Origin of the sequence: uncultured Mesonia sp. (assembly GCA_947499595.1) — a bacterium.
GTDB lineage: Bacteria > Bacteroidota > Bacteroidia > Flavobacteriales > Flavobacteriaceae > Mesonia > Mesonia sediminis.
The window spans coordinates 477702-496358 of the sequence record CANMOY010000001.1 but is presented as its reverse complement, the minus strand read 5'-3'; the positions used below and the strand labels follow the sequence as shown (position 1 = coordinate 496358).

General features: G+C 36.5%; 19 protein-coding genes and 1 pseudogene. 10 read left to right on the top strand and 10 right to left on the bottom strand.

The window, feature by feature from the left end:
* Positions 1–162 precede the first annotated feature (162 nt).
* Genes ACH2AZ_RS02180 through ACH2AZ_RS02170 form a run of 3 tightly spaced genes read left to right on the top strand, consistent with a single transcriptional unit; the run spans position 163 to position 1895 of the window.
* Positions 163–483 (top strand): hypothetical protein, encoded by a 321-nt coding sequence (locus ACH2AZ_RS02180; RefSeq protein ID WP_394906438.1) that lies wholly within the window; start codon positions 163–165, stop codon positions 481–483.
* 3 nt (positions 484–486) lie between these two features.
* Positions 487–990, top strand: coding sequence for a DUF2231 domain-containing protein (locus tag ACH2AZ_RS02175; RefSeq protein ID WP_394906437.1), 504 nt, complete (start codon positions 487–489; stop codon positions 988–990).
* 2 nt (positions 991–992) lie between these two features.
* A complete protein-coding gene (locus ACH2AZ_RS02170; protein ID WP_394906436.1) occupies positions 993–1895 on the top strand; it encodes a cation diffusion facilitator family transporter in 903 nt (300 codons plus the stop codon).
* A 98-nt stretch (positions 1896–1993) separates the two neighbouring features.
* On the opposite strand, the pseudogene ACH2AZ_RS02165 reads toward ACH2AZ_RS02170, so the two are convergent.
* Positions 1994–2179, bottom strand: a pseudogene (locus ACH2AZ_RS02165) (IS110 family transposase); the annotation flags it as partial.
* Between the two features lie 179 nt (positions 2180–2358).
* On the opposite strand from ACH2AZ_RS02165, the gene ACH2AZ_RS02160 reads away from it, so the two are divergent.
* The 3 genes from ACH2AZ_RS02160 (at position 2359) to ACH2AZ_RS02150 (ending at position 5191) form a co-directional block, all read left to right on the top strand.
* Complete coding sequence (locus tag ACH2AZ_RS02160) at positions 2359–2883, top strand: hypothetical protein (RefSeq protein ID WP_394906435.1); 525 nt, start codon at positions 2359–2361, stop codon at positions 2881–2883.
* Positions 2884–3003: 120 nt separating this feature from the next.
* The gene (locus ACH2AZ_RS02155; protein ID WP_394906434.1) at positions 3004–3708 is read left to right on the top strand and encodes an SIMPL domain-containing protein; all 705 of its coding nucleotides are present in this window, start codon (positions 3004–3006) and stop codon (positions 3706–3708) included.
* Between the two features lie 1099 nt (positions 3709–4807).
* Positions 4808–5191 (top strand): HU family DNA-binding protein, encoded by a 384-nt coding sequence (locus tag ACH2AZ_RS02150; RefSeq protein ID WP_379044055.1) that lies wholly within the window; start codon positions 4808–4810, stop codon positions 5189–5191.
* A gap of 788 nt (positions 5192–5979) precedes the next feature.
* Here the strand turns inward: ACH2AZ_RS02150 and ACH2AZ_RS02145 are convergent.
* The 9 genes from ACH2AZ_RS02145 to ACH2AZ_RS02105 form a co-directional block, all read right to left on the bottom strand.
* A complete protein-coding gene (locus ACH2AZ_RS02145) occupies positions 5980–6504 on the bottom strand; it encodes a YceI family protein (protein WP_394906445.1) in 525 nt (174 codons plus the stop codon).
* A 178-nt stretch (positions 6505–6682) separates the two neighbouring features.
* On the bottom strand, positions 6683–7399 hold the full coding sequence (locus ACH2AZ_RS02140) for a pirin family protein (RefSeq protein WP_394906433.1): 717 nt from the start codon (positions 7397–7399) through the stop codon (positions 6683–6685).
* A gap of 339 nt (positions 7400–7738) precedes the next feature.
* Positions 7739–8617: a pirin family protein gene (locus ACH2AZ_RS02135; protein WP_394906432.1), complete on the bottom strand. Its 879-nt coding sequence runs from the start codon at positions 8615–8617 to the stop codon at positions 7739–7741.
* Between the two features lie 25 nt (positions 8618–8642).
* The gene (locus ACH2AZ_RS02130; protein ID WP_394906431.1) at positions 8643–9521 is read right to left on the bottom strand and encodes an AraC family transcriptional regulator; all 879 of its coding nucleotides are present in this window, start codon (positions 9519–9521) and stop codon (positions 8643–8645) included.
* 541 nt (positions 9522–10062) lie between these two features.
* On the bottom strand, positions 10063–10359 hold the full coding sequence (locus ACH2AZ_RS02125) for a hypothetical protein (RefSeq protein ID WP_394906430.1): 297 nt from the start codon (positions 10357–10359) through the stop codon (positions 10063–10065).
* A gap of 174 nt (positions 10360–10533) precedes the next feature.
* On the bottom strand, positions 10534–11097 hold the full coding sequence (locus ACH2AZ_RS02120; protein ID WP_394906429.1) for a pentapeptide repeat-containing protein: 564 nt from the start codon (positions 11095–11097) through the stop codon (positions 10534–10536).
* Between the two features lie 49 nt (positions 11098–11146).
* Positions 11147–11875, bottom strand: coding sequence for a DUF3667 domain-containing protein (locus ACH2AZ_RS02115; RefSeq protein WP_394906428.1), 729 nt, complete (start codon positions 11873–11875; stop codon positions 11147–11149).
* 203 nt (positions 11876–12078) lie between these two features.
* On the bottom strand, positions 12079–13548 hold the full coding sequence (locus ACH2AZ_RS02110; protein ID WP_394906427.1) for a potassium/proton antiporter: 1470 nt from the start codon (positions 13546–13548) through the stop codon (positions 12079–12081).
* Between the two features lie 175 nt (positions 13549–13723).
* On the bottom strand, positions 13724–14134 hold the full coding sequence (locus tag ACH2AZ_RS02105) for a hypothetical protein (RefSeq protein WP_394906447.1): 411 nt from the start codon (positions 14132–14134) through the stop codon (positions 13724–13726).
* Between the two features lie 168 nt (positions 14135–14302).
* Here ACH2AZ_RS02105 and ACH2AZ_RS02100 point away from each other — a divergent pair, with 168 nt between their 5' ends.
* The 4 genes from ACH2AZ_RS02100 (at position 14303) to ACH2AZ_RS02085 (ending at position 18424) form a co-directional block, all read left to right on the top strand.
* Complete coding sequence (locus ACH2AZ_RS02100) at positions 14303–14788, top strand: acetyl-CoA carboxylase biotin carboxyl carrier protein subunit (RefSeq protein WP_394906426.1); 486 nt, start codon at positions 14303–14305, stop codon at positions 14786–14788.
* 37 nt (positions 14789–14825) lie between these two features.
* Positions 14826–16271 (top strand): acetyl-CoA carboxylase biotin carboxylase subunit, encoded by a 1446-nt coding sequence (accC, locus tag ACH2AZ_RS02095; protein WP_394906425.1) that lies wholly within the window; start codon positions 14826–14828, stop codon positions 16269–16271.
* 15 nt (positions 16272–16286) lie between these two features.
* On the top strand, positions 16287–17828 hold the full coding sequence (locus ACH2AZ_RS02090; protein WP_379044084.1) for an acyl-CoA carboxylase subunit beta: 1542 nt from the start codon (positions 16287–16289) through the stop codon (positions 17826–17828).
* Between the two features lie 152 nt (positions 17829–17980).
* Entirely contained in the window at positions 17981–18424 is a 444-nt protein-coding gene (locus ACH2AZ_RS02085; protein WP_394906424.1) for a DUF4168 domain-containing protein, read from the top strand.
* The last annotated feature ends 233 nt before the right edge of the window (positions 18425–18657 follow it).

The window sequence follows — 18657 nt, the reverse complement described above, 5'->3', positions numbered from 1 at the left end:
GACTCCTCGATAAATTTCATCAAAATCAGAAAAATAGTATTTTTAAGAGCATTAATTGGTAGTTTTGAGACTGACTGACGTTGGCAGCAAGTTAAAAAACAAGCTAGGACAATAAGACGAGATATATTTTATAACTTTGAAAAATAATAAAAAATAAAAACAATGAAAAAATTAATTTTAGGATTATTATTAGGCGGAGCATTTTTATTAAACTCTTGTGGAGAAAACAAAAACACTGATGTTGTAGATTCGGGAACCTATCAAGGCATTGCTGAAGAAGTTGAAGTAGATGAAAAAGAAATTTATGTAAGAACCGCTGATGACAAATTAGTTGAACTTTATTTTACAGAGGAAACTAAACTAATGACCAGTGACGGGCAAACTACCACTTTCGATGCCTTAAAGGAAAATGGTAAAGTTGAAATAACCGTTGAAAAGCAAGGAAACAAAAACGTGCCTGTTTCTGTAAAAATTCTTAAATAATAAATGATTGCTGAAATTCCTTCTTTTTGGAGAGAAGAAGTTTGGCATCCGCTATCTGTTCATTTACCAATCGTTACATTGCTATTGGCTTCATTAGCTGCTATTATAGGTTTGGTAATAAAAAACGAAGTCCAAAATTTGTTTCTAAAACAGACCACATTTGTAATGTTGACGATTGGTGTGTTGAGCGGTTGGATTGCCATTTATACAGGTGAATTGGCTTACAATATTGAAGTAAGAAAAATTTGCGACCCAAAAGTTTTGCAAGAACACCAATGGTGGGCTTATGCTACTTTAATCGTGTATTCAGCGGTTTTCTTACTTCAAATAAGTTTAAAATTCATTGAAACCAAATTTTCCAATTTAATCAAGTCTGTAAACCGGATTTTTTTAATCGTGGCTCTTTTCGGTCTTTTTTACACAGGTCATTTAGGTGCTTCATTAGTTTATCAACAAGGTGCGGGAACGTATAAGCCTTCTGCGGACTGTTCTGAATTTGTTAAGTAAAGATGGAAGCATCAAACGAGTCCTCTGCGATAAAAGCCACCTATTTTAGCATTGTTGGAAATACATTATTGGCTGCCATAAAACTGATATCGGGATTTCTTGGTAACTCGTATGCCTTAGTAGCAGATGGAATTGAATCCACAGCAGATATATTTTCATCTTTTTTTGTACTACTCGGTTTTAAGTATGCCCAACGACCGCCCGATGAAAACCACCCTTATGGACATTCTCGTATAGAACCTTTGATTACTTTTTTAGTAGTTGCTTTTTTGGTGACTTCTGCCACCGTTATTGCTTATGAAAGTATTATAAATATCAGTACGCCTCACAAAATCCCCGAAGCGTGGACATTGATTGTTTTGGCGGTAATTATTCTTTGGAAGGAAGCTTCATACAGATATGTGTTAAGCAAAAGCAGAAAAATAAACAGCTCTTCACTAAAGGCAGATGCTTGGCATCACAGAAGCGATGCGATAACTTCGGTAACTGCTTTTATTGGAATTTCCATTGCTCTTGTTTTTGGCAAGGGCTATGAAACAGCCGATGATTGGGCAGCGTTATTTGCTTCTGCTTTCATTTTATACAACGCTTACCTGATTTTTAGACCTGCACTTGGAGAAATTATGGACGAGCATCTCTATGATGATTTAGTAAAGGATATTCGTGAAATTTCGATGACTGTAGATGGAATAAAAGGTACAGAAAAATGTTTTGTACGCAAAGCAGGAATGAAATATTTGGTAGAGCTTCACGTCATTGTAAACGCAAAAATAACCGTAGAAGAGGGGCATTTTTTAGCACATAAATTACAAGATAAGTTGCAAAATAAATTACCCGAAATTTCGCATATAACAACACATATAGAACCTGAAAATAAAAAACCAGCTGCCAACAAACTGAGGTAAAAACCAACTTTTTTCTATCATAAATTTGAGACATTATTAGCCTGTACTAAGATCTATTCAAATAGATCTTAGCTGTAATATTTACTTCTATTTTATATCTATCCTTTTGCTAGAATAGATACATAATTTTCATCATAAGGCAATCCTGATTTAGCAATAGCGAAGGCTTGTTTTAAAAGCTTATTGACCACTGCAATCAACGCCAGTTTCTTGCTTTTACCCTTTGCCACGATTCGCTCATAGATTTCCCTACAACCCTTATTGTGCCTACAAGCGTTGAAAGCACCCCCCGCTGCTGCGCGATTGCATCGCGTTTTTCTTGCCTTTTTAACCAAGTCAACAGTTTAAAATTGACTCTACCATATTCATTCCTCAATAACTTAGTTGCACATAATCCAATAAAAAAATTGTTTAAAAGTGTATATTTGGGTTGATATAACGATTTGTGCAACATATAAAAAAATTGGAGGAAATTTCAAATTTTATAATTGACTATAAAAAAGAAAACTTTGCGAAAGACTACGCATCATATTTGAAAAATAAATTTAGAGAGGCGTTAAAAAAATTAATTGGCGGATTAGTTATTTCAATTGTAATTTTTCTATTGATTAGAGAACTCGCTGACTGGAAAGTACTTGAAAGTATTTTGGTTGGATTGATTGTTTTAATTACCACCTTTATTTTCTTCAAAACATTTGATTTACTGACTGTTAAAAACAATTTAAAAAAAGGAATAAGTCAAGTGTCATTCGGAAAAATGAACTTGATAATTGAACCGACATTTATTGAGCTAAACCAATACGGGCGGAAAAAAGTAATTTTTTTATCTCAATTGACTAAATGTATTTTAATAAATGATGTTATATTTTTTGTAGAAAAGAGTAAGAAATTTTTACCTGTCAAAGTAAATAAAGTTGAAATGAAGAACGGTTCTTTTGAACAGATGATTAGTAAAATTAACAAATTGAGAATACGAATTGAAAAATAATACGTTTTACAACATTGTATAACCGCAATTACGGCGGATTCGACTACGTCCGAATCCACTCGGAATTGCTAAGGTCTGTACAAAACCGAAAATTAACGCATATAAAAACAAAAACACCAAATGAATAAGGCATTAATAATTTTAGGTATAATTTTAACTAGTCAAGTCGTAAATGGACAGACTAAAAATTTTATTGACCAACCCTTCCTTGAAACAATAGCCAAAGTTGACACGCTAATTAAACCAGATATAATCTATTTGGACATTCTAATCCGTGAAAAAGACGAACGAAATAGAATTTCAGTTGAGGAAATGGAAGAAAAAATGATTCAGAAATTAAAATCTTTGGGAATTGATACGAAGAACCAATTGACACTTTCTGATTTGGCTAGTAATTTCAAAAAGTACTTCTTGAAACAAAAAGACATAATGAAAGATAAGGCTTATGAACTAAAAGTTTTCAATTCTCAAACAGCAGGCAAAATAATTGTTGGCCTTGAAGAAATTGGAATTTCGAATGTCAATTTAGACAGAACCGAATACTCGAAAATGAAAGAATTAAAACTTGATTTAAAGTCCAAAGCTGTCAAAAAAGCTAAAATTCAAGCCGATTTTTTGTTAAAACCTTTAAATCAACAAGTAACTAGAGCAATTCATATAACCGATAAATCATACGGAGGTTATAATAGTTTTAATGGAGAATTACAGGAGGTTGTCGTTATGGGATATTCTAGTAAAAGAAAACAAGAATATGTGCCACCAGCGATTGAATTTAAACCAATCAAAGTAGAAAGCGAAGTGAATATAAAATTTGCAATTGAATAAAATCTGCTACACAACAATGGCTATAAGTAATTGCTTATTCTCGCCTACTTTGGAAATTCCGAAGCGTCGGGACTCTCAGATTTTCAGCTTGGTGTGTACTTGCAAAGTTAAGTGCTAACCCACGTAACGAAATCATAATCAAGACCGCTATACAGAGTACACCCTATATTAACCTTTCGAAGTATGAGATTCTAAATTAGCTTTATTTATATCCTTAGTAGGTGGAGTAATAAGAATAGGTTTTTTTCGTGAATTGATAAAGCTACCTTTGACCATGTTAGTTGATTTTCATCTTGATATCTTTTCTTTAATTATGCTTCTCATTCGATATCACAGCGTTTTCCTGTTTATACTTCAATTATTCTCGTGTTTCCAGTAATACATAACCTAGTAAATCCAATTACTCAAACCAAAGTTTTTCTGATAAATAGGTTGAGTGTATGACAAAATCCTTACCAAGTAATAAAAATTTTTTTCATAATGTTTTCCTATCCAAACTATAGGGTCTTAAATCTCAAATTGAAAGTACTTGCTTATCTACCCATCAAAACAGCGGTAGAATGCTACTGTTTTTAATGCTGCCATAAAAAAGACTCGTGTAGTAATTTATTTTTTTGGTATTCTCAAAAGTTTACAGATGTTTTTACTGCTGCTGGTAAGTTTTAGTTTGAATCTATTTTTGTCAGAAATATAAAAATTTTGGTAAAATAAATTGCGATCAATTAATAGAGGTAATTGGATCTAAACTCTCGTGTAGGTTTATCTTTGGGTTTTTAGTTATGGTTAAAGCTAGGTTAATAATACTTAAGAACCTGTTTGTGAGCGACTTAAGATTTATTTAACATTAGCCTGTTAAAATCTTTTTTGATAAAAATTTCCAATAAATTTTCTAATCACTATAAATAACTCTAATTTTAATCTGTTAAATGATTTTTGAATAGACAAAAATGTTAAAGCAACGCCTATGGCATAGTGTTAAAAACGTACCTTGAGGTTTTTTCTGGTTTTTTTTTACAGCATCCAGAACCAAGCTACCAGGTAGCTGACCTCTAATAAAATGTATTTAAAATGCTGTACAATAATTTAATTTTACATTAAAATGATTAATTTAAAAACCGTGGGTAAGAAAAACCCACAAGATGTAACAGCACCACAGCAGTTTTATGCGCAAGCGGTAAAAACAGGTTTAACCGACCTAAATCGTTTGGCTTATTTAATTTCGAACCAATCTACCGTTCGTGAACCGGATTGTTTAGCGGTATTAAGTGCCTTGGTACATAATATGACCGATGAACTTTCACAAGGACGTGTAGTGCAACTGGGTAGTTTAGGAAACTTTCAAGTAGGGGTAAGCTCAGAACCGAGTGCCACTCCCGAGGAGGTAAACATTAGTAATGTCAAGCAAATACGCTTAAATTACAGACCCGGTAAACGTGTGCGTAAAGCACTCGAGACAATGGACTTTAAATTAATCGGCGGCTAGAAACTTGCGATTTATTTAAGTTGATTAAATAAAGGTTTCGTTTGAAAAAACGAGGCCTTTTTTTTTGTGCGTCGGATAAATGTTTACCTCGCAAACTTCCTTTCTTGAAAATTCTTTCCACTTCTCTTTCACAAACCCAGCAGTTTAAAATCATAAACACCGCAGTTTATCATGATAAACCCAGCAGCTTGTGGTTGTAAGCACAGCAGTTTGTAAAATAAGTCGCAGAGCTTTTTGCCGATGCCTTAAAAACCGACCCAAAAAGACACAAAAAAAGCTCAAAAAGTACTGGCGGCTAGAAACTTGCGATCTTTTTTGAGCTTGCTAAATAAAGGTTTTTAACGTAGCATAAGTAATACTTATGTGTAACAAATATACTCAAATTGGGCGATTATCACCTCTGAAATCAAATAAAATTTATGGTAAAATAGAATTATTTGAGGTGTGTTAATAGATTAAGTGCTTGTATTTTTCGATAAAATGCTTTAAAAATCCAATCTTGGCAACGCGTATGCTCCATATTTAATGAATCAAAATCTGCCTTTTAAAACTTAAACTTCTAAAAATACGATAACCTAATTATTTAAAAAATAGGAGGGGAGTGTCATTTTCTGCGCTCAGATTTATACTTCAATGTATGAAGATTATTGACCGCTCCAACTGCATTAATTCAGGCAAGTTAGGGTGCTATTTTAGTTCAAGAGCAATTTATTAGTTTTCTACATCTTAATCTAAACTCAACAAGCAGCCGTACTACTGCTTGTTGTGAAAATATTTATATTAATTTATTAAGCACCTTGTTTGATGAATTGAGCATCAATAACCAGTTTAACTTGGTCTGATACGACCATATTTCCTGCTTCGGTAAGGGCACTCCAAGTTAAATTAAAATCTTTGCGGTTTATTTTACCTCTGATTTCAAACCCAGCTTTGGTTTGACCGTAGGGATCAACCGCCACGCCGTTAAAATCAACGTCTAATTGAACTTCCTTGGTCACGTCTCTGATGCTTAAATCGCCCACCAAAGTTTGGCCGTCAAACGATTTAGAAGTAAAGGTAAGTTCGGGGTATTGCTCGGCATTAAAGAAGTCATCCGATTTTAAATGTGTGTCCCTATCTTCATTCTTGGTGTTTATCGAAGCCGTTTTAGCCGAAAAACGGAAGTCGGCTTGTTTAAAGTCATCGTTTTCGGTGGTCACTTGTGCTTCAAAATCGTCAAAATTTCCTTTCACCGTTGAAATCATCATGTGCTTTACCTTAAAAGCTACTTCTGCGTGTGCAGGATCGATTTTCCAAATTGTTTTTTCCTTCATCATGTTTTGTTTTTTAGGATTAATAAATAGTTTAAATATTTATAAGTAATGCGCCTTCGCCTTAAAGCATAGGAAGACTGAATCAACTAATGCAGTTGACTTTTAAAAGCGCTAAACCGGCTAATGCTTATACTTTTATTTTATGTTTAGATTTTATGCGATGACTTAGTCCTTGTTATTATGCCAATTGCATAGGGACTTCCATTAAAAGTACCCGTGCTTCGCTTAGTGCTTTAACCTGTAGGCTGTTAGTTTCCCAAATACCCATTCCGTCTCGAGGGTTCAATTGCTGTTCCTCTACTTCAAGGCTACCCTCCAGTACAAAAACATACACGCCGTTTTCTTTTTGTTTAAGCAGATACTCTTTTTCGATTCCCTGACTAAAATCGCCCATATGAAACCAAGCATCTTGATGAATCCATACGCCTTGATCTTCTTTATTTGGAGAAAGAATTTGATAAAATTCATCTTTGACCGCTATATCTTTAACCGAAATTTGATCGTAGCGCGGTTTTACATTTTGTTGTCTAGGAAATAACCAAATTTGAAGAAAATGAGCTTCTTGGTCTTGGTTTTTGTTTTTTTCTGAATGCGTGATGCCCGTACCAGCGCTCAACACCTGCACATCTCCCTCTTTGATTACCGCCACATTGCCCATACTGTCTTGGTGCTCTAAATCTCCCTTTAAAGGGATAGATATAATCTCCATATTATCATGCGGATGCGTACCAAAACCCATACCTCCCGCTACTTGATCATCGTTTAAAACGCGTAGTACACCAAAGTGCATCCTTTCGGGATTAAAATAGTGGGCAAAACTAAAACTGTGTCTTGATTTTAGCCAACCGTGATTGGCTTGGCCTCTAGACGCTGAAGGGTGAATAATATACTGCAAGGCTTTTCTTTTTTTTGTAGTGATGTTAGTCTTTTTTGTCGATTTAATCCGCTTTAAGCGAAAAAAAACTCCTCTTAAAATATATGTTGGTAGCCGATTAAAACCACTACTGTTGTTTTGTGCTACAAAGATGATAAGATTTTACCGCTTGTACCATATGAAAACTGGGGCGAAACATATTAAAATCCGACATTTGGCATTTTGCCTGCTTTGGGTTGTGGTTGTAACTACCAACTAGTACCAAAAAAAAAAGAGTGCCGGTAACAATGCAATGCTTGTTGCTAAGAAAATTGATAGCCTTTTGCCCATAGTAATAGCTAAAAGCAAGCCGTTTAAGGATTACAGTTTTCTATCTGGGTAGGGTACAAATTCTGTTTCGCCCTCAATTTTTGGGAAATCTTGTGCTTTCCACTTTTTTATAGCCTCCTCAATACGGGATTTACTGCTTGAAACAAAATTCCAATCGATATAACGCTCTTCAAGAAAAGCTTCACCACCAAATAGGTAAACCACAGAATCGGCTTCCATAATGAACGAGCAGAGCTTCGTATCTTTAGCGATAAGCAATTGCTTTTCTCCAAAATGTTGGTTTTCAGTTTTAATGCCGCCTTGTAGTATGTATAATCCCACTTCTCCGTAAAGCTGTTCGCCTAGTGCAACTTCCTGGTTATTAGAGCATTTAAGTTCTAACATATAGAGTTTACTATGCACGGGTACTGGTGATTGCTTACCAAAAGCTTCGCCTGCGATTAATTTGTAATGGATGTTTTTGTCTTGCCAAGTAGGCAACTCGTTTTCATTAATATGCGTAAAACTAGGTTCAATTAACTCCTTTTCTTTGGGTAAAGCCACCCAAATTTGCAAACCATGCAGTTCTTGATTAGTCTTGCGTAGGTAATCTGGTGTACGCTCAGAATGTACCACCCCTTTACCGGCGGTCATCCAATTTACAGCACCTGGTTTAATTTCTACGGCGTTACCAATAGAATCACGATGCATAATGCTGCCCTCAAATAAATAGGTTAGGGTAGAGAGCCCAATATGCGGGTGCGGCAGGACATCAAAATGCTCGCGTTTACTCAGTTGCACCGGTCCCATATGATCAATAAAAATAAATGGACCCAGCATACGCTTTTGTCGGAAAGGCAATAGTCTACCGACTAAAAAATTACCGATATTAGCAGCACGTTCGGGTATGATTAAGTTAATATTTGACATAGCATATTGTTTTATAGGTGTAGCTCTAGTTTTGAAGAATTGTTTTTCTAAAGCCGCTTGGCGAAACTTTAGTATAGTTTTTAAAAAAGGCACTAAAATTCCCTGGCTGATTGAAACCTAGGTGGTAAGCAATTTCTTTATTTGACAAATCGCTAAAATAGAGTAGGCGTTTGGCCTCGGTAATCAATCGGGTGGTGAGGTAATCTTTAGCCGTTTTCCCCATTTTTACTTTTAATGTCCGGTTTAAGTGATCTGGGGTAATGTGAAGCGCTTCGGCATAAAACGCTGTGGTGTGTTGGCTTTTATAATTTTGCTCAACACTGGTTTTAAACGCCCTAATGAGGTTTTCTCCCGCTTGTTCAGCATCAGTAGCTTCTCTATCTAACGTACAGCTATTGTTGCAGGCAATCAAAAGCAGTTTGAGCAGCGCCCCAATGGCCATAAATTTATAGGGGGTGTTTTGATGAAAGCTATCAAAAATCTGCTCGGCATAGTTTATTATCTTTTCGAATTGTTGCGTTGTTGTTTTTAAGGGAGGAGTATCGCCATAGTTTTGAAAAAGATTTAATCGCTCAATGAAGCTAAGCGGAATAGCATTCTCTACCAAAAACTGGTACGAAAACACCATTGAATAGCCGGTGGAGGCTTTTTCCTCGATAACCTGATGTACCTGGCCTGGGGCAACAAAATAGATTTGTTGTTTGCCAAGGGTATAGGTATTAAAGTCTATTTTGTGTTTGCCCTTTGCGTTTTTAAACAAGAGTACGGTAAAAAAATTATGCCGATGGGGCTTGTCGACTTTACCTTGGCGTTTGGCATAAATGGCTTGCATTTTAGAAATACCAAAACTCAGTTCTTCGGCCTGAGCATTCACATTTTGGTAAGTTTTTACTTTTTCTGCCATTGAGGAAGGCTTTTAGGATAATTTAAAAGTTACTGTAAGGGGCAATAGTTAGTCACTAATAGAAATTATGAGTGCTTAGTGAACAAACTTTAGCCTAAGGTATTAAAAATAAATGAAATTGAATAGCAACCCCTAGTCGACCTCGCTGGCGCGAATGTCTCGCCCGTGCCTCCCGCTCCCGCAGGCTTGTAACTTGTGGCTTTCTATCCATTAGCAGGTTCATAAAAAAATTACTACTTTCAAAATATGAGCCCTAATTATAAGTTTCGTGCTTCAGTAGGTTTTTATATTGTGAACTTTAGTTTTATCCTTGAATGAAGAATTGAATATTTGGGCCATTGATGGAAATGGGGTGAGGCGAACACGATGCAATCGCGCGCTAGTAGGTGTTTTTAATTACGGTGATTGATTTATTTTAAGCGGTATACAAGATTTCTAAGAACGCCACGCTAATTGAAAACATGCCTTAAAGAACAAACTCGAAGAACAAACTCGAAAGACAAAAAGTGTAGTAAACAAGACAATCAAAAAAAACTTGCTTTTAATGCAACCAAACTAATAGTCGTATTAACGCCAAAGCAAAACAAATATAGAAAACACCATAAATCAAGCGTTCTTTTTTACGTTGACGCTTGGCTTTAAATTGAATTTGTGCTTTAATCTGTTTTAGTTTGTCGGGGGCTATTTTTTTAAAAGTTGGTTTTGCTTGTCCACCTGCAGTAGAATGGATCGATTGCCTGTTGTTCTCTTTGAATTTATTGCGATTACTAGGACGAAGTTTACGGTTTTGTTTCATCCTACTTATCATATCCATAATGTGGCCTGATCCGTAGCTCATGTATTTAAGATTGATATTTTACATTTCAGCCGATGAATATACGTTAATTTTTGTTAAAAACAAGATTTTTACTTAGTTGTGAAAGCTTTTGATATTATAATAGGGTAGCGGCAAAGCTTTTTAGAATAACTATACCAACTTTCGTTGCCGCCAAGGTCTCTAAGAATATTTAGGTTATGGCGCTAATACAATTTCCCATTCGGCTAATAAGCCTGCAACGCCATCTAATGAGAATTTAGCTTTTTTTAGGGTATTTAAATTAGGGTTTATTTGATAGTGTTGAGCTGTTCTAAAATCAGCTTGACTTAATTGACTGCGCTCAAATCGAGCCTGACTCAAATCGCAGTGTGCAAAAACAGCTTGAGTCAGGTCGGCTTCTTTAAAATCAACAGCCGATAAGTTGCAGTGGTCAAAAATAGTTTGCTTGAGCTTGCTTTGATAAAACGAACTATGGTCAAGTTGGCAATGAGCAAAACTAACCGATAAGCCAAAAGGTTCACAGGTATTAAATTGAAGTCCGAGCATTTTACAATGCTTGAAAAATGCTTCACGAAACAAGGTCTTGTTTAGTCTCGCCATACTAAAGTTACAGTGTTCAAAATGGCAGTCTATAAATTGCATTTTAGAAAGGTCTTTTTCAAAAAAATCGCAATGTTCAAAACGGCATTGCTCATATTCGCCTGGCGCTAAACAACCGATTCGTGTAAACTCCTGGTCGTAATAATAGTCGGTTTTCATTGAATAAATTAAAAGTTATTTTGAGATCACTAGCTTAAATATTGTTTGCTTAGTTACCCAATAAAAGATCTAATCCCATGCTTATTGCTACAAATAACAAAAGGCTGGTAAATGTTCCTAAGCTATAGCCTAAAAATGCTTTTATATAGACACGTTTTCTATTGTCTAGATAAAACTGTTTGACCGCCCACATTAGGTAAATCCAACTTAGCGGTAAACCAATTTGAAGAAAGGGAAGGCCAACAAGGTTATCTACTAAGCCTAAGACAAAATAAAACAACATAAATAGCCCTAGAATATAGCAAAGAAACACAAAGATCTCAAAGTAATTATAATTAAGGCGTCTAAAAAATAAACGATAAAATGCAGCAATGAATAAAGCCATCCATACATTTAAGTAGCCATAATTGTCGGTAAACCAACTTAAGAGTTCAAATGCTAGAGGTCGACTTTTTTTAGTTTCTTCGCTAAAGCTAATGGTCAATATCTCATAATCAAAGAGCCGCTGTCCTAAGGTATACACCAAAGAGCAGACAATTAAAAATAAAATGGGTTTGATAAACCTTTTACGCTCTCCCCATAGATATCGTTTTGTGGTTTTGCCTGGTCTTAAAGCTAATTCTTTAATGGTATAAAAGATACCAAATTCTAAATAGAGTATGCTTTTTAATTCTTGCACTACATAACCCGCGTCGATACGCTTGGGTTTTAAGTGGGCGCCGCAAGAAGAACAAAATTGGGCCGCTTTATCTGGTTTACAGTGCTTACAATTAGGCAAATTAACTTGAATTGTTATTAGCGCTTGGTATTGCGCAATTTGTGATAAAGTAAATGTAATTATTTTTTAAATTAAATAGTTTACTAATCTTTACAATTTTTAATTGAGTTGGTTTTTCGCTTCCGCGGAAGCGAAAAAGAATTTAAATTAAATCAAGCTTGAAATTATAGCCTTAAAAGTCCAAAAAGTTTTCCTAAACCGCACTAAACAAAGCCTACTTGTAGAACCCGTTTTACTTCTTGTATACTGTCTTCGTGGTCTAAGAGCACCACCAGTATATCATGCGCTTCAATAATTGTAGAACCTCCCGGTCTTACAAAATTATCTTTCCTTTTTATCATACTAATAAAGGCCGAATCGGGAAAATGCAAATCTACGATTCGCTTTCCTACAGCATAATCTTGGGCGTTAACCTGCACTTCTTCCATTACCGATTTGGGCAGATTTAAAATATACCTATCGTTGGGAGCCAGTGGTTTGTCTTTTTCGGGTAAGCCTACATTTAACCATTTTGCTACAATAGAAAGCGTGGTTCCTTGTAATAAGACCGATGAAACCGAAACAAAAAATACAATACTAAAAATCATCGGTGCTTTATCAATACCCGCCAGTAGAGGATAGGTGGCAAACACAATGGGTACGGCTCCTCGTAGTCCTACCCAAGAAATATAAAAACGCCTACGAAGTTTCATTTTAAAAAAGATTAAGCTTAAAAATACACCAACTGGGCGTGCTATAAAGATTAAAAATAATGAAACCACCAGTCCTATACCAAGATACGGAATGATTTGCGATGGGAAAACCAGTAAACCTAGGGTTAAGAAAAGAACTATTTGCATCAACCACGCCAGTCCATCAAACATCTGCAGTATGGTTTTTTTATGGATAAGCTCTTGATTGCCTAGATATACCGCACAAATATAAATGGCTAAAAAACCGTTTCCGCCCAGAAAGTCGGTTGCCGAAAAGGTGATAAACATAAGTGCAATTACCAAAACCGGGTAAAGCCCTTCAAAATCAAGTCTGATGTTGTTAATAGCTAACTTACTTAAATATCCAAAAGCTATTCCTAATACGCCGCCCAGAATCATTTGCTGTAAAAAGAGCGGTATGATACTCCAAAAACTTTGATCTTGATTTACTACCAAAGATAAAAAAGCGATGGTTAATACATAGGCCATAGGGTCGTTACTACCGCTTTCTAATTCGAGTGTGGGTCTTAAGTTGGTTTTAAGCGCTAAGCTTTTTGACCTTAGAATAGAAAAAACCGCAGCAGCATCGGTAGAAGATACGATAGCGCCCAGCAATAAACTTTCATACAGGGTAAAATCGGTAATCGAATAAACAAATAAACCCAATGAAACTGCCGTAAGCAACACCCCTAAGGTAGAGAGAGCAATACCTTCTTTAAGAATGGGTTTTACCGATTGCCATTTGGTATCTAAACCTCCCGAGAAAAGGATAAAGTTAAGCGAAACAATACCAATAAATTGAGCAATTTTAGGGTTGTCAAAATAAATGCCACCAATACCATCTGATCCTGCTAGCATTCCGATACTCAAAAAGAGCAACAAAGTGGGAACCCCAAATTTATAAGAAGTTTTACCCACCAGAATACTAATAAGTAGTAAAATAGAACCGATTAAGACAATGTTTTCAATGGTAATATTCATTCCGTAGTTTTAGTAGCTTAGCTTAAAGGCTAGCTAATGTCAGCCTATAAAGTTAATTATTTGTCTGTGTTTTTGGTATAGAAATGATTGAATTTTATACTGTTTAAAATATAGGTATAAAAAAAAACTGCTTATTGAGCAAGCAGTTTTTTTATTTTAAAAATTGTAATTGGTTTTATTCTAAAGAAGCCCCAACTGCAATATCGCAACGGTGACCTGGCTGCCCGTGTGGCGGATTCACCTTTAGATTACTGGTGTTGGTTGCAGCTTCAACAGGGTTTCCGTTCACCGGAGTAACGGTGTTCTGAATCTGATTTGGTTTTGAATTAAGTGGCGCACCTACTTTAAGGTCGCATCGGTGTCCCGGTTGCCCGTGCGGTGGGTTAGGATCATCTCCACTAGGGATGTCCTGCGCATTGGTGGTTTGGTTATTGGCAGCAGCCTCTGTATTAGTGGTCTCTGTAGTGGGTTCATCTGTTGCCGTTTCCTTTTCTTTTTTCGCTTGGTCTTCACAAGAGAAACTTATTAGTCCGCCTGCTAAAGCCAAAGCCATAACAAAAGTTTTTGTTGTTTTAATTGAAATCATAGTTGTTTTATTTTTTTCGAATATACAAATAATTCTTTTTTTCTTGGCCTTATTTTAATTTACTCGGCGGGCAAGGCAAAAAAAACAATTATTTCAGCAAAGCTTCGGTTGCTTTTTGTCAATTTTATATCTTTACGCAGCACAATAAATTTAGTAAATATAACCACTATGAGTAAGCGGTACCACGTAAAAGTAAATGAGCAGTGGGATTTTGATTTTAGCGAAGAAGAAATCCGTCAATTCGATTTACAAAACCTTCCTAACCATTCGTTTCACGGTCTAGAGGAGAATAAATCTTTTAAAGCGGCGATTACCCAGCATAATTTTATCGATAAAGTCTATAATGTAAGCATCAACGCCAATCCGTATACGGTAGCCATACAAACCGATTTAGATCGTTTAATTTCAGAAATGGGATTAGAGTTGAATGCAGGTGCTATGGTGAATGAAATCAAAGCTCCAATGCCCGGACTTATTATCGAAGTAAATGTAAAACCTGGCGATGAGGTTAAAGAGGGCGATTACCTTATGGTACTCGAGGCGATGAAAATGGAAAATGCGCTTACTGCACCACGCGATGCCAAAATAAAGCACATTGCGATTAATAAAGGAGAGACCGTAGAGAAAAATCAATTGCTTATTGAAATGGAGTAATGGCCCGAGTGGTTTATTATAATAGTACAAAATCATTATGAAGAAAATATTAGTTGCCAACCGAGGAGAAATCGCTTTACGGATTATGAAGACCGCCCAGAAAATGGGTATAAAAACGGTAGCCGTTTATTCTGAAGCAGACCGCAATGCACCGCACGTAAAATTTGCTGATGAAGCCATTTGTCTAGGGCCAGCACCCTCAAATCAATCGTATCTTAAAGGAGAGGTAATTATTGCCGAAGCTAAAAAACTGAAAGTAGATGGTATTCATCCTGGATATGGATTTTTAAGTGAGAATGCTCAATTTGCACAAGCCGTAGAAGAAAACGGCATTACTTGGATTGGTCCGGGTTCAAAGGCTATAGAAGTCATGGGAAGTAAACTCGCTGCAAAAGAAACGGTGAAAGCCTATGACATACCTATGGTTCCTGGAATAGATGAAGCCATTACCGATATTGACAAAGCAAAAGCAATTGCCAAAGAAATTGGCTTTCCTATTTTAATTAAAGCTTCTGCTGGTGGTGGAGGTAAGGGAATGCGTGTTGTAGAGCAGGAAGCCGATGTTGAAGAACAAATGAACCGCGCCATTAGCGAAGCTGAATCGGCTTTTGGAGACGGTGCTGTTTTCATTGAAAAGTACGTTGCTTCACCACGGCATATCGAAATTCAAATTTTAGCCGATAGCCACGGAAATGTCGTGCATTTATTTGAACGCGAATGCAGCGTTCAACGAAGGCACCAAAAAGTAGTGGAAGAAGCACCATCGGTAGTGCTAGACGAAACTTTACGTCAAAAAATGGGTGAAGCAGCTGTTAAAGTGGCCAAATCTTGCGATTACGTCGGAGCGGGAACAGTTGAGTTTTTATTTGATGAACAGCGTAATTTTTATTTCTTAGAAATGAATACGCGTTTGCAGGTGGAGCATCCCGTAACCGAATGGATTACAGGTATAGACTTGGTTGAAGAGCAAATAAATATTGCCCGCGGAAAAGCTTTGCGATTTAAACAAGAAGATTTAAATATCAACGGGCACGCCATGGAGCTGCGCGTTTATGCAGAAAATCCGTTAGACGATTTCTTACCAAGCGTAGGAACGCTATCTACTTATCAAGTGCCGCATGGTGAAGGCATTCGTGTAGACAATGGTTTTGAAGAAGGTATGGAGGTACCTATTTATTATGACCCGATGTTGTCTAAGTTGATTACTTACGGAAAAACCCGAGAAGAAGCTATTCAAAAAATGATTGAGGCTATTGATAGGTATAGGGTTATAGGGGTAGAGACTACTTTAAGCTTTGGTAAATTTGTAATGGAGCACGAGGCCTTCCGTCAAGGGAATTTTGACACTCATTTTGTGAAACAATACTATTCGGCTAGCTTATTAGAAGAAGCCAACAAAAAAGAAGCGCGATTGGCAGCCTTGGTGGCTCTTCGCCAATATTTAACCGATCAAAAACAGCTTAGATTACCGCGCATAAAATAAAGACTTGAGAGAATTATGAGTAAGAATATAAAGATACTGGAAGAAAAGATAAAACAAGCCCATTTGGGGGGTGGCGAAAAACGAATCGCTAAACAACACGAAAAAAAGAAGCTTACCGCTAGAGAACGTATAGACTATTTACTTGACGAAGGTTCTTTTGAGGAAATAGGAATTTTGGTTACTCACAGAACCACCGAATTTGGTATGGATAAGCAAAAATTTTATGGCGATGGTGTGGTAACTGGCTATGGTACCATCGAGGGGCGTTTGGTTTATGTGTTTGCACAAGATTTTACCGTTTTTGGGGGCTCTTTGTCTGAAACCCATGCCGAGAAAATTTGTAAGGTGATGGATTTGGCGGTGAAGGTTGGTGCTCCAATGATCGGACTTAATGATTCTGGTGGAGCGCGAATTCAAGAAGGAGTGAAATCGCTAGGCGGTTATGCCGATATTTTTCATCGCAATGTTAAATCATCGGGTGTGATTCCCCAAATTTCGGCCATCATGGGGCCCTGTGCTGGGGGAGCGGTTTATTCACCTGCTATGACCGACTTCACTCTTATGGTGCAAGATACCAGTTATATGTTTGTTACGGGTCCAAATGTGGTTAAAACGGTTACCAATGAAGAGGTGACCTCAGAAGAATTGGGTGGTGCCAGTACACACGCTACCAAGTCGGGGGTAACGCATAGAACGGCGGTAAACGATATTGAATGCCTTGAAGATGTGAAAAAATTAATCAGCTATTTGCCTCAAAACAATCAGCAAAAAGCAGCAGATTTACCCTATAGCTTAGGCGATGAATTGCGTGAAGGTTTAGCCGATATTGTCCCCGAAAGTTCAAATAAACCCTACGATATGCACGCGGTAATCGATGGAATTATAGATCAAGATTCTTTCTTTGAAATCCATAAAGATTATGCCGATAATATTATTGTAGGATTTGCCCGTCTAGGCGGAAAAAGTATTGGTATAGTTGCCAATCAACCTATGAGCTTAGCCGGAGTGTTAGATGTAGATGCCTCTAAAAAGGCGGCTCGTTTTACTCGTTTTTGCGATGCTTTTAATATTCCTCTATTAGTACTAGTAGATGTACCTGGATTTTTACCTGGTACCGATCAAGAATGGAACGGGATTATTTTAAACGGAGCCAAATTATTATACGCGTTGAGCGAAGCAACGGTTCCTAAAGTTACCGTGATTACACGTAAAGCCTATGGCGGAGCTTATGATGTAATGAACTCTAAACACATTGGTGCCGATTTAAATTTTGCTTGGCCAGGCGCAGAGATTGCCGTTATGGGAGCAAAAGGAGCCAGTGAAATTATTTTTAGAAAAGAAATTATGGAGGCCGAAGATCAAGAAGCAAAATTGGCCGAAAAAGAAGCCGAATATGCCGAACTTTTTGCCACTCCTTTTGAAGCCGCAAAACGCGGATTCATCGATGAGGTAATTTTACCAAAGGATACGCGTAGAAAGCTAATCAAAGGTTTTAGCATGCTGGAGAACAAAGAAGTTTTAAGACCAAAACGCAAGCACGGAAACATTCCGCTTTAAGCGAAATTAATAAAAGGTAGGAATTTTGGCCTGTTAATTGTTTAATAGTTAAGTAAGGCATAAACAATCCTAAGAAAAATAAAAATTTTTCGTCGAGTTGATTTTTTTTGCTTAAAATTGAAAAAATTTAATAATCTAAATTAAGAATAGAAATGAGAAGATTTAAAAATGTATTTTTTGCTATAGTAATGCTGTTGAGTGCTAATGCTTTTGCTCAAGAAGCTCAAGTTAGCGATGCCGATTTGGCAAAATTTGCAGAGGCTTATAAAGCAGTGCAGGTTGAAAATAGAGAACTACAGCAAGAAATGGTAGCCTATATGAAGAAAGAAGGTATGGAGGTACAACGTTTTCAAGCTATCCAGCAAGCATCTGTAAACCCGAACCAAGAGGTAGAGGCAACTCCTGCCGAGATGAAGAGCTACAAAAAAGTAGTGGCTAAGGTGCAAGAAATGCAGCCACAATTGCAAAAAGATATGATGAGCATCATTCAAGACAAAGGACTTAGTATCGAGCGTTACCAACAGATTGGAGCTGCTTTGCAACAAAATCCAGAATTGCAACAAAAATTGCAAAACTTAATGATGAAGCAAGAATAAAATCGATTTGCTTTAAAATATAAAAGCTGCCGCTTAGGCAGCTTTTTTTATGCTTTTATACTTTAAAATATCTTTTTATGAATTGAAATGTGAAACAAGGTTCTCATGCTAATTTAAATAATTCTAAGCGTGTTGCTAGTGAGCATTTGGCATTGGATTATATATCCCAAAATAGCTAACCTTGACGATTGGTTTACCCAGAAATTTATAAAGAAATAATCAGTTTAGGCAAA